Genomic DNA, 11777 nt, shown 5'->3' with positions numbered 1-11777 from the left:
CAACTGCGCACTCGGTGCGGGGCTGAGGGTCAGGCCTAGACTCTCGTGTGACGATGTCCGCTATCGGAAGCCCTAGAGAGGCTTGGAGGGTCATGCCAGACGTTCCGCAGCACAGTCATGAGACGGAACGTCCTCTGACCCCTCAGACCTCCAACTTTTGGAAGCGTTTGCGGTATCAAGCTGTTTTTGCGCTCGTGATGGCCGTCGTCAGTGTGCTCGCCGTGCTGGTTGGAGAACTGGGGGTCCTGCGTTCGCGACACGGTGGAGTTATTGAGGACGGTGCTCTGCTGGGGACGGTTCTTCTGGCAGCGTTTGCCAGTCTGTGGGCGTGGCTTCTGTTCGACTCAGACCGTGCGGACCACGGCTTCCCACGTCGGGGGCTCGTGGCGTTGCTGATGCTGTGCGGCCCTACCTACGCGGTGGTTTCAGGCGCGGCATTCATGGTGTGGCCAGTCGCTCTGGGGGAAAACGCTGATCCGTCCACCCTGACGGGCAGCTTGGGTACCTACCCCATGGGGATCCTGGTTTTGAGCCTTGCGTGTTGGGTGTTGGTCAACCTGGGGCTGACGTTCGGGGTCCCGGTTTTTGCGGAGGTGCCATCGGTAGGCCTGAAGCTGTTGTTGATCGTGCCTTGGCTGGCTGTGATCGTTGGCGGTGTCATCTGGATGGTGATCTGGACAGAAGCTAATCCTGTGCAGGCCAGCTCTGCCATGTCAGTGCTGATCATGACCGTCCTGGTGCTACTGAGCCAGTTGGCGGTTTTGGTCTGCGGCCTGCTGATCCAGTGGGCCCGGGTGCGTCGAGAGCGCGCCTGGCAGGGGACTTGGCACGGGTGATCGGGTTCCAAGTGGTCACCCGCGCCGAGTGCGCAGTTGTGCGGCCGCTTCCGCCATCCACCCGCCGAGTTGCCAAGTTTGTGGCCCCTGACTGACTCAGGGGCCACACAACTGCGCACTCGACTAGCGGCCTACGGGAGACAGCCGATCGGCCCCACTCCCTACCATTGGGCTGCCCCGTACTTCTCCCGCAGGACCGTGTCGCTCATGCCTCCGGGATTTCCCGGCCGAAGGCCTCCAACGTGACGTCCTCTGGCTCCGGGCCACCCCTCACACCGGTGTCCAGGGCATCAATGCGGGTGAGTTCATCGTTGGTCAGTTCAAAGTCAAAGACCTCAAAGTTCTCTTGGATGCGGTGGCGCTTGACTGACTTGGGGATGGCTTGACGCCCCTGCTCCAGATGCCAGCGCAACATCACCTGCGCTGGAGTCTTACCGTGCGCCTCAGCGATTTCCAGGATCTCCGGGTTTTCCAAGGTGGATTTCCGATCTTCGCCAAATCCCGGGTAGAAAGTGATCCCGCCAATGGGTGACCACGCCTGGGAAACAATCCCCAGTTCACGGTTCTTGTTGAGCAGTTCCGTTTGACGGAAGTACGGATGGACCTCTATCTGATTGACAGCAGGGATCACTGTGGTCTGAGCCAGTAGTGTGTCCAGATGTTCCGGCATGAAGTTGGAGACACCGATGGCGCGGACTTTGCCGTCCTCCAGTAACTTCTCCAGTGCTTGATATGCGGCGATGGTCCGGTCGAACGCTTCAGGCAGGGCTTGATGGAGAATCAGAAGGTCAATCTGGTCCAGGCCAAGTTTGCCCGCAGATTTATCAAAAGCGTGCAAGGTCTGCTCATAGCCGTAATCGGAAATCCAGATTTTGGTTTCAACAAAAACGTCCTCACGGGCCACCCCAGAATCGCGGATGGCCTGCCCCACCTCACGCTCATTGAAGTAGGCAGCTGCTGTGTCAATGTGGCGATAACCCACATCCAACGCATCAGACACCGCCTGCACGGTCTCCTGCGGTTCAGATTGAAAAACACCAAACCCCAGCTGCGGGATCTCTACGCCATTGTTCAGGGTCAAATTCTGAGTGCTCATACGCCCACGGTATGCACACGCCAGCCTGGTGTCACAGGCCGTACGGCAACCCTTCAGTAGTTCCCAGCCAGCACTCAGCTTAGACTGATGGCTCCACGCGCGCTCAGGGGATCCACAACGACGGCGCAACGCACCCGACGTCGTACACCTCAGCATCCCGTGTGGTGCTGTCCGCACTGACCCGCCCCGCACCCATGAATTACGAGGTGGTACTGATGTCTGCCAACGCCATTGGCTTTGCCCTACTGATCTTGGGGGCGGCGTTGCTGCTCGGCAAGGTCATTCGCGTGAAGGTGGGGTGGATTCAAAGTCTGTTCCTGCCCAGCTCCATCATTGCGGGTGCGCTCCTGCTGCTGTTGGGCCCCCAAGTTCTGGGGCGATTCAACGGCCCGTGGGGTGAGAATGGGCTGTTCACCGAGCCCATGATCACCACCTGGGCAGCGCTGCCCGGGCTGTTGATCAGCGTCATTTTTGCCACCATGTTCCTGGGTCAAGACCTGCCATCGCCCAAACGAGCCGCCAAGCTGGTGGGGCCACAGCTTTCCCTGGGTGTGGCGTTTGGCTCCGGACAGTACGTGATCGGTCTACTGCTGGCGGCACTGGTTCTGGTACCGATCTTTGCGGCCTCGCCCATGACCGGGGCGCTGATCGAAATTGCCTTCGAGGGTGGCCATGGCACCGCAGCGGGCATGCGCGGTGTCATGGAAGACCTTGGTTTTGGCGACGGCGCGGACCTTGCCGTTGGCCTGGCCACGGTGGGCATTGTGGGCGGTGTGATCATTGGCATCGGTCTGATCAACTGGGGCGTGCGGACGGGTAAGACGGAAATCCTCAAGGGCGACGTCAAAATGTCCGTTGCTGAGCAAAAGGGCCTGTTCCGGGCTGACGAACATTATTCGGCAGGCAAGATGACCAGCCGCCCATCCTCCGTGGAGCCGTTGTCCCTGCACATGGCCATCATGGCCGTGGCCGTCCTGATCGGCTGGCTGATCCTGGAAGGGCTGCGCTGGATTGAGCAGATGACCTATGCCTCCGTGATGTTGGACGACACCACCCCGTTGGAGATTTTTGCCTACGTTCCGCTGTTCCCCATGGCGCTGCTGGGTGGTGTGATCCTGCAGCTGATTGCCCGCGCGGTGGGTGCCGATCACTACATCGACCACCAGATCATGCTGCGTATTCAAGGTTGGGCTCTGGACTTTTTGATCGTCTCCGCGATTGCCACCCTGTCTCTGCAAGCTGTGGGGGACAACTTGGCAACTTTCGCCATCCTGGCTGTTGCCGGCATCACCTTCAACGTGTTCATCTTCCTGTGGTTGGCGCCGCGAATCATCGGCCGGTACTGGTTTGAGCGCGGCATCGGTGACTTTGGCCAGTCCATGGGTGTCACGGCAACAGGTTTGATCCTCATGCGCGTGGTGGACCCGGAGGGTGAGTCCCCGGCCTTTGAGGCCTTCGGCTACAAGCAGTTGCTCTTTGAACCGTTCTTTGGCGGCGGTATGGTCACGGCCCTGGCAATTCCAGTCATTTATCTGACCGGGCCGTGGCCCCTGTTCTTTGTGATGCTGGTGGTCTTCCTGATCGCAGTGCTTTCCGGGCTGTTGTACTTCCGGCCCCGGGAGATGAAAGACCGGGAAGCGCATACCCAGGAGTTGGCGCAGCAGAAGAAGGCGGAGGGCGAGGCTACGACCTGACGTGGGCGGTCCGGTGAAGTCAGCCCTGGGGATACCCCTCCGGCACGTCCACCGCGGCTGCAATCACATCTGCAGGAACCTGGTCCACCACCACGGTGGTGCAAGTCGCCGATTGCAGAACTGTCCCGGCCGTGATCCCGTCCATGTCTTGCGTGGCAACCGTGCGCTCGCCGATCCAGGCACCAGTGGTGGGGTCTATGATCACTTCCTGCCGCTCACTGCGCACCGACTCCCACCGCCCGATGGCCACACCGCTGTGTCCATCCACGGTGACCGAGGATGCTGTGACGTCAACACCGGGGACCAGCAACAAGGTTTTGTAGAACACTGCGCGCAGTTCTGCATCCACCAGCCCGGTACGCATGGCATCTGTGATGAACGTAAATACTTGTTCGTCCTCAGACGCGCTTTGGCCTGCTTTGACCCGGTGGATGTGTTCCATCAGCGCCTGGGGATCACGGGGGAGAGCATCCAAATCCTCGGCGGTGAACTGTGCGGGCGAACCGTACCAACGGCCTTGCGGAGCTTCCAACACTGTTCCGGCGTCCCCATGCCCCACCGGATCAAAGGCCTGAACCACGTCAGCAGGGAGATCATCCGCATTGAGGACTTGGCCCTCCTGACCTTCCCGACGCTGATCCCAGTACCAGAGGTCGGAGGCATCTCCCGGGTCCGCCGGGATGTACATGACGTCCGTGGTGGCCTCCCGAAACACGGTGTAGGTACCGGACTCCACCGTGGCCGTGGCCATACCGTGGGATGTTGTTTCCACACGGCGGTACTGCCCCGGCTCCACCGGCGGGTCAGAGATCTCCATGCTGTTCAGCGCCGCTTCCTCCAGGGTTGCGGCAGCCGCAGGTGTGGCACCAGCACCGGCATCCCCACCGATCTGGCTGAGTACCAGGAGACCAGCCGCCGCCGCAGCGGCAGCTGCGGTGAGTAGCCAGGGGGCACGACGACGTCGTCATTGCGAGACTTCAGGCAGTGGAGTCACGGGAACCACAGTGGACTGCGCAGTGGCGTCCTGTTGGGCGTGAATATGTGTGAGAAGTTTTGTTCGCCCCTGAGCAAGTGCCTGCTCTTGGGGGGCGTGGACGGACTCACGGCCGGCGTTCTCCAAGATTTTTAGATCATGCATGGTGGGGCTCCTGCGTGGCGGTGGCTTCGGGTGAAGCCGAAGACGGTGATGAGAGGCGCTCGGCTATTCGCTGCGTGGGTGTGGAATCAGCGGGTGCAGAAAGGTGGGAGCGCAAGGTGAGCCGTGCCCGATGCAATCGTGACCGAACGGTGCCCACGGGCACATGCGTGGCGGCAGCGATTTGGTCATAGGTGAGCTCGCCCCAGACATGTAAGAGGAGAGTGTCGCGGTTGGTGGGGGAAAGGTGCGCGAGCGCCCGCATGACTTGTGACGTGCCTTGCGAGTGATCCAGTTGCTCCGTGATCGGTTCCAGCAGGTCTGCGGGATGCCCGGGATCAAGTCGCGCGGCTTTCTGTTGGATCTGCTCTTGACGCACCGACTGCCGTAGATGCCGGTTTGCCAGGTTGGTGGCGATGCCCAGCAGCCACGGGAGGGCTGATTCACGGGAGAGATCAAAGGTGGTGCGGGAATCGAACGCGGCCAAAAACGTCTCGGAGGTGATGTCCTCGGCAGACAACCGGCCCAAGCGGCGCGTGAGGTAGCGGTACACCGGGGTGGCGTGCCGGTCGTAGAGCACGGCAAATTGCTCCGGTGTCTCCAACGAACCTCTGATGACATCACTGTCCGTGCTCATGGAGTCTCATTTTCGGTGTTCATACCCTGTATTGCCCGCAGGCCACCAAATAGTTCACGCCTACGCGTTCCATCTTGTGCAGCAGGCTTCACCGCTGCCTCGAAATGTGGGATGCAAGGGAGCAATTCGGCAATGCGGGGGCAAGCGGTCCGGTAGGGTCCGGCACAGTCACAACAATGCAGCAAGGAGTTACGTCATGACTGACCAGCATTCTCCCGTTGAGCCCCCTCTGTCCGAGTCTGATGCTTGGGAGCAGGACCGTCAGCAACGTCTGACGGAGTTCTTTGCGGGGGATGATCGCAGCAACTATCAACGCATGCTGGCTGGAGACGACTACGTGGCCGAGGACCCGGAACTGGCAAGAGTCGGCGCCCGTGCCATAGAGCTCATGGGCCGCTTCAACACGGAGTATTACCGTGATCCGCAGGGCAGTCAGTCCATTGTGCGGGAACTGTTCGGTGAGGTGGGCGAGCACGCTCATATCCGCGGCCCGGTTCACGTGGACTACGGGCAGTTCATTTCCGTGGGAGCCCGCACGTTCATCAACATGGGTCTCACGGCCTTGGACGTGGTGCCCATCAGAATCGGGGAGGACTGCCAGTTAGGCCCCCACGTGCAACTGCTGGCGCCCACACACCCCATTGACCCCACGCAGCGCCGGGACAAGTTGGAAGCTGGGAAGCCCATCACCATTGGCAACAACGTCTGGCTCGGTGGGGGAGTCATTGTGTGTCCCGGAGTGAGTATCGGGGAGAACTCGGTGATCGGTTCCGGCGCCGTGGTGACCAAGGACATTCCGGCCAATGTGGTGGCCGTGGGTAACCCGGCGCGGGTCATCAAGGAGAACATCTGACCCACACCACCCTCCCGCCAACTCGACTGCCGAGTGTGTGGTTTTGGTCGCCTGAGCACACCTGAAGCGACCAAAACCACACACTCGGCAGTGGGAGGGAAAGGGGTCAGGTGGCGGTGTTGGTGGCGGCGATGCCTTCGGCCAGCACCTTCAGCAGGCGCGGAGCATCCCGTTCCGGCAAGTCAACGGTGATGAAGTAGCTGGCATCCCGGTTCGCAGCCGATTCGGCCAGGACCGCGCGCAGCTCGCCCACGGTACCCACACGCGGGGTGTGCACGTGCGGGGCACCCAAAACTGCTGGAATGGCGGGCCAGTCCCAGGTGATGACGTCCTGGTAGACCGCATCCGGGCTTTGGATGTAACGCTCCACCGTGTACCCCCGGTTTTCGATCAGGAAGGTCACGGAGTTGGGGATGCGCTGAAAAATGGTCCCCAGTTCTTGCACGGTCAGTTGGGCTGATCCGTCACCGATGAACAGCACCGGCCGCCGCTGCGGCTGCGCCAACCCTGCACCCAGAACAGCGGGCAGCGTGTAACCGATCGAGGACCACACCGGCTGTCCCAAAAGGTCACTGTCCGCGGGCAACTGCAAATCCAGCGCCCCGTAAAAACTGGTGCCGGCTTCTGCAATCACGGTGGTCTGCGGCGCAATCCAGTTCTGAATCTCCGGCCAGAACAGTTCGTGGGTCAGTGCGGCATCCTCAGCGGCATGGGTTGTGCTCAGCTGAGACGGCACCGACGACGACGCCCCGCCCTCCAACGCAGCAAACTCCGCCTGGCCGATCACCCGCTGCAGCACCTCCAGTGCATCGTGGAGCATCACACCTGGATAGTGGGCGTGTGCAATCCGCGCGTGGTCCAGCGCCAGTTCCACAGCTTCCTCCGGTACGTACTTGTGGGAGAAGAACCCGGTGGTGAAGTCGCTGGTGATGGTGCCCACCATGATCAGAAGTTCCGCCTGGTCAACGGCATCACGGGTGGCGGGGTCCGCCGTCGTTTTGCCCAGGTAGGTGCCAAGGCTGGCAGGGTGACGTTCATCCAGGATCGCTTTGGAAGCGGACTGGCTGGCCACCTGGACCCCGGGGAGTTCGGCAATCTGGCGCACCACGGACTCCAAGCCGCGGCGGTGAATGCGGGGTCCGGCCAACAGCGTTGCCTGGGAGCAGCGTGCCACGTGATCCCGTAGGGCGCGCTCAAAGGCTGCCAGAACATCCGGTCGGGTGGAGGCCACGGTCAGCGGTTGGGGGTCGCTGGCGTCCTGAACCATGGCGGCGGCAACATCCAGCGGCACACCGATGAACCCGGGTTTGGAGGCGGACAGCACTGCGGTCAGGACACGATCAATCTCCCGGGCGGCACTTTCGGGACGTAGTACGGCATCCGCCACGGTGAATTCGCGGGCCACGCGCAGGCCGTGCTCAAAGTCCCCGTCGAGCAGTGTGTGATGAAGCGGGACGCCCTGCTCCATGGCCGCACGGGACGGCATCCCCACAATGTGCACCACCGGGACGTCCTCGGCATAACTGCCCGCCATCCCATTGACGGCGGAAAGTTCCCCCACCCCAAAGGTGGTCACAAAGGCCCCCACACCACGTCCTGCGCGAGCATAGGCGTCTGCGGCATAGGAGGCGTTGAGTTCGTTGGTGGAACCCACCCATTGGAGCTCTTCCACGGTGAGCATCTGATCCAGCAGGGTCAGGTTGAAATCCCCGGGCAGCCCAAAAAGGTTGGTGGCGCCCAACTGGGTCAAGCGCTGGGCCAGGTACTGGCCAACGGTGGGCGCGGTGTGAGCTGTGTCAACGGAAGTGTTCATGTCAGACTATTTGTAGAAAGATCACCAATCTGGTCAATAGGTGACTGATGTATTGGTCAAACTGATCAAAACACCCGGCACTCAGGAGGCTGGCATGAGCAAAACGGTGACTCAGTTGGATGACACCAGCCGCCGGGTACTACGAGCATTGGACACCCACCCCCGCGCCACCGTGGGATGGATGGCGCAGAAACTCCGTCTGGCGCGCGGCACCGTCCAAAGTCGCATGGGTCAACTCTTTGAGCCAGGAGTCTTACGCGCCCACAGCGTCACCGTGCCCCCGGAAACGCTGGGGTACGGTCTGCGTGCCATCTGTGTGGCGGAGGTGGAACAGGAACTTTTCGACGACGCCGTGGCCGCCCTCCGCGAACTACCTGAAGTCCTGGAGTGCGTTGCCACCACAGGTGGAACAGATCTGTTCATGCAGTTGGTGGCGCGGGATGCCGACGATCTCTACCAGGTCAACCAGGCGGTGCTCAGCTGTCCGGGAATCCGCAGAACGTCAACCACCCTGGTCCTGCGGGAGCTGATTCCGTACCGGATCGAACAGCTTTTGAGCCCGTGACCCGGAAGCGGTCATGCAGTGCGGGCGGGCCGGTATTGCGCCATCACGTTGTGCGGCGTTGCTGATGGAGCGACCACCCCATGGCCACTGCGGTCTGCGCTGCTTGGATGCCGAGCAATAACCACTGGGCGTCCGGGAATGCGTTGCCCAGGGCCACTGCAACCCCGGTGGGAACCACGGCCACCAGACCTGCCAGGTGCGCGCCCGCAATTTGGGAGCCCACGCCGATAGGTAGGGGGCCGGCATCCGTCATGATGGTGGCCCCGGCCCAGTCCACCGGGGGTCTGCGAGCTCCGGCGGTGGCAGTGGCGCCAACACCAACTGCGGCCAGTACTCCCATGAGCATCAGGAGAGGGGCTGAGAACAGCAGAGACAGCGCGCCGAAAACAGCGGCGCCCCACACGGCCATGATCGTGCACGGCACTGCTGTCCGAACCATGCGCGCAGCTGTGGCGCTCACGGGGATCACGGACTCGACATGGGGATTGAGTGCGGAGGTTCGTGCAGAGCTGGCAGCCAAATCCGCAGCTGCCAACAGCAAGGCGATCAGGGCGGTCACCACGAGCACCGGTGCGCTCCACTGTGGAACGGCCAGGAAAAGCAGCGCTGCTGCTGCAGAGGCTGCCCACAGGGGCAACGGCCCGCTCATTCGCAGCCAGGCCACGGTTTCAGCCCGTGCCAGAGCGGCAGTGGGCCAGTTGGACACATGGAGCCAATGGGGCGCACGGGGCCAATCGGACGCATGGGGCAGCATCCAGCCACCGCGCCCGGCTTGTCCGGGGCCCAAGACCGACCGATACATCTCCTGGATGTCCAGGCTCATCCGTGCAGCCTGGGCCACTTGGGCCCTACCTCCAGCACGTTCCAGCGCAGGCCAGCCCAGAACGTGGATGCCTCTGGCAGCCCATCTGAGCGTTGCAGCAGTCACGACCAGCCCCACCACCAGGGCGACGACGCCGCTCCACACCCCTACGCTCCAACTCCCCAGGGCTGGAAGTGGGGTGGGCATCCACTGCCACACGGCGATGCTGAGCAATCCCACCGTGAGCACCGTGACAGGAGTCCACAGAAGACAAGACGTATAGGCAAAAGTCCCGGCAGTCCTGGGTGCGGTTTCTGCGGTTTGTCGGCACTGGGCTCGTACCGCCAAGGAAGCAATGACGGGACCGGAAAATGCCACTGCAAGGACCCAACCCATCCATGCCCATGGTGAGGCAGCACCTGCCCAGATCATCACAGTCAGGGCTGCGGCACTGACCATGCTGAGCATTCCGGAACGACGAATGACCGCAACCAGCCGCCGTCGTAGGAAAGGTGCACGATCCACTGGCAGCTGAAAGCCCCAGACCAATTCGGGGCGGGTTGCCCACATAGGACCCGTGGAGAGCACCGTCCAGATGGCCAGGCACAACCCTGCAACGGCATACAGGAACAGCGCAGCCCAGGGAGGCAGCCCCAGGTTGGTGTCCCAGACGGGCAGGAACACATGAGCGACGCCGGAAAAGGCCGCCTCACTGAAGTGCACCACGCTGGCGGCTATGGCCGTGGCCACCAGAAAAGCGAATATCTGGGTGTAAAGATCTTCCAGCCGATGAGTCCACGGTGGGACGTTGCGCCTGCGTGTCAGATCATGCGCGTGCAGCCAGGGATCAAATTCACTGGCATCTTGGCCCTCTTGGTGCTCGGCGTTCACGGGCGCTGCGTCTGAATCACGAGTGCACCTTCATGCGGGGTGACTTGGCGGACGTCGTCGTCAATCACCAGGCAACGTTGAGCAATCTGCCGCAGAAAATCGGGATCGTGGGTGACCACCACAGCGGCGCAGCCCTGCGCCTGGGCAGTCAGAATGCGCTCTCCCAGGGCGGAGACCATGGCCGGATCAAGACGTTGCTCTGGTTCATCGAACAGAAGCAGCCGGGCTGGGCGGATCATGGCAGCGGCCAGCAGGAGGCGGCGGCGTTGCCCGGAGGAAAGAGCCTCGGGGAAGGCATGGGAACGCTCGGCCAGGCCAAAGAAGTCCAGTTCGTGTTCCACAGCGCTGATGGGATCAGCAATGCCATGCGCGGTTGCCACCAGGTTCAGGTGTTCGGTGACGGTCAGTCCGGGGAACCAAGCGTCGTCGTCGAACACAGCGGCCACGGCTCGGCGCCACCGTGTGGAGCCCTCTGACCGCGGCCTGGCATCAAACTGAACGTGTCCCTCCAAGGGTTCCTGTCGGCCTGCGACACTGCGCAACACCGTGGACTTTCCGGTTCCGTTGAACCCCACCACACCCAGGATGTCGCCCGCCTGAATGCTGAAATTGACCCTTCCGCACACGGGGACACCGCCGTAGCCGCAGGAGAGGTTGCGAGCTTCCAACACTGCGTTGACATGGGCCATGAATCGAGTCTAAAGGCCAGGTACCGGGTACCCGGGGACAAGTCCGTGACCCGGAAGTGGTCATGCAGTGCGGGCGGGCCGCCACATGGCGTGGGGTTTGGCCTCAGCGGTGATGGGGATGGGGCGTAATGTCTGGAAGCCGTGCCGCCGGTAGAGCTTGCCGGTCAGTGCCGTGGAGGACTCCAGGTAGGCCGGTTCCCGGCGCTGATCCACGGTGGCCAGGCGATATTCCAGCAATTGGGAGGCCACACCGCGGCCACGTGCCTGCGGGCTGACACCGATGGCGTGCAGGTACCAGGCGGGAACCCCCGGCTTGTGGCGGGCAATCGAGGTTTGGATGCCGATGGCCCGTGGCAGCCCCGTCCAGCCTATCGCTTTCACGTAATCGGGCAGGTGGTTGAGGTAGGAACGCGGGGAGGAGGACGCTTTGTCACCCGGCGCTTCCCACACGGCCACCCCCAAGATGTCCTCCCCGTCACGGATGGTGTCCACCATTCCGCGATCCACGGGTCCTGCGGCCAGCATGGCCCGGAAGAGGTGGAAGGCACGTACCAGCATGTCCTGGTCATCTCGGGGCTGCAGCACAGCCCGCGACGGCGGATCGAATTGAAAAGACAAAGCCAACAGGCGGGACAGATCATCAATGTCCGCGCGAGATGCAGGCGTGACGGTGGACACGGCATCCTTTCTTGCAGTTCACAGTGGTGCGTCAGGATTATCTCAGGCGCTCAGGGGTGGCCTGGGCAAAACCTCGCCCGGGCCACCC

General features: G+C 62.2%; 11 protein-coding genes and 1 pseudogene. 4 read left to right on the top strand and 8 right to left on the bottom strand.

The window, feature by feature from the left end; genetic code table 11:
• The first annotated feature begins 92 nt into the window (after positions 1-92).
• A complete protein-coding gene (locus Q4G32_RS07055; protein WP_303350303.1) occupies positions 93-836 on the top strand; it encodes a hypothetical protein in 744 nt (247 codons plus the stop codon).
• A 205-nt stretch (positions 837-1041) separates the two neighbouring features.
• Here Q4G32_RS07055 and Q4G32_RS07050 read toward each other — a convergent pair whose 3' ends face one another.
• Positions 1042-1932 (bottom strand): aldo/keto reductase, encoded by an 891-nt coding sequence (locus Q4G32_RS07050; protein ID WP_303350301.1) that lies wholly within the window; start codon positions 1930-1932, stop codon positions 1042-1044.
• Positions 1933-2147: 215 nt separating this feature from the next.
• Here Q4G32_RS07050 and Q4G32_RS07045 point away from each other — a divergent pair, with 215 nt between their 5' ends.
• Positions 2148-3626: a sodium/glutamate symporter gene (locus Q4G32_RS07045; RefSeq protein ID WP_303350299.1), complete on the top strand. Its 1479-nt coding sequence runs from the start codon at positions 2148-2150 to the stop codon at positions 3624-3626.
• A gap of 19 nt (positions 3627-3645) precedes the next feature.
• Here Q4G32_RS07045 and Q4G32_RS07040 read toward each other — a convergent pair.
• The 3 genes and pseudogenes from Q4G32_RS07040 to Q4G32_RS07030 all read right to left on the bottom strand — a co-directional run.
• Positions 3646-4575: pseudogene (locus tag Q4G32_RS07040) on the bottom strand (CU044_5270 family protein); the annotation flags it as partial.
• 15 nt (positions 4576-4590) lie between these two features.
• Complete coding sequence (locus tag Q4G32_RS07035) at positions 4591-4764, bottom strand: hypothetical protein (protein ID WP_303350297.1); 174 nt, start codon at positions 4762-4764, stop codon at positions 4591-4593.
• Positions 4757-5398, bottom strand: coding sequence for an RNA polymerase sigma factor (locus tag Q4G32_RS07030; protein ID WP_303350295.1), 642 nt, complete (start codon positions 5396-5398; stop codon positions 4757-4759). Before Q4G32_RS07030 ends, Q4G32_RS07035 begins: the two co-directional genes overlap by 8 nt.
• A 196-nt stretch (positions 5399-5594) precedes the next feature.
• Between Q4G32_RS07030 and Q4G32_RS07025 the strand changes: the two genes are divergently transcribed.
• Entirely contained in the window at positions 5595-6251 is a 657-nt protein-coding gene (locus Q4G32_RS07025) for a sugar O-acetyltransferase (protein ID WP_368660367.1), read from the top strand.
• Between the two features lie 106 nt (positions 6252-6357).
• On the opposite strand, the gene Q4G32_RS07020 is transcribed toward Q4G32_RS07025, so the two are convergent.
• Positions 6358-8064 carry an alpha-keto acid decarboxylase family protein gene (locus tag Q4G32_RS07020; protein WP_303350293.1) on the bottom strand — a complete coding sequence of 569 codons (1707 nt, stop codon included), beginning with the start codon at positions 8062-8064 and terminating at the stop codon, positions 6358-6360.
• Between the two features lie 94 nt (positions 8065-8158).
• On the opposite strand from Q4G32_RS07020, the gene Q4G32_RS07015 reads away from it, so the two are divergent.
• Entirely contained in the window at positions 8159-8629 is a 471-nt protein-coding gene (locus tag Q4G32_RS07015) for an Lrp/AsnC family transcriptional regulator (protein ID WP_303350291.1), read from the top strand.
• Between the two features lie 43 nt (positions 8630-8672).
• Here the strand turns inward: Q4G32_RS07015 and Q4G32_RS07010 are convergent, their stop codons facing one another.
• Genes Q4G32_RS07010 through Q4G32_RS07000 form a run of 3 tightly spaced genes read right to left on the bottom strand, consistent with a single transcriptional unit; the run spans position 8673 to position 11689 of the window.
• Positions 8673-10322: a DUF6297 family protein gene (locus tag Q4G32_RS07010; protein WP_303350289.1), complete on the bottom strand. Its 1650-nt coding sequence runs from the start codon at positions 10320-10322 to the stop codon at positions 8673-8675.
• Positions 10319-11011 (bottom strand): ABC transporter ATP-binding protein, encoded by a 693-nt coding sequence (locus Q4G32_RS07005; RefSeq protein WP_303350287.1) that lies wholly within the window; start codon positions 11009-11011, stop codon positions 10319-10321. The genes Q4G32_RS07010 and Q4G32_RS07005 overlap by 4 nt, the downstream gene beginning before the upstream one ends.
• A gap of 60 nt (positions 11012-11071) precedes the next feature.
• Positions 11072-11689, bottom strand: coding sequence for a GNAT family N-acetyltransferase (locus tag Q4G32_RS07000; RefSeq protein WP_303350285.1), 618 nt, complete (start codon positions 11687-11689; stop codon positions 11072-11074).
• Positions 11690-11777: the final 88 nt, after the last annotated feature.

It is taken from the genome of Kocuria sp. (assembly GCF_030538595.1).
Lineage (GTDB): Bacteria > Actinomycetota > Actinomycetes > Actinomycetales > Micrococcaceae > Kocuria.
The sequence above is the reverse complement of the archived record's forward strand: the minus strand, read 5'-3'. Positions and strand labels throughout refer to the sequence as shown.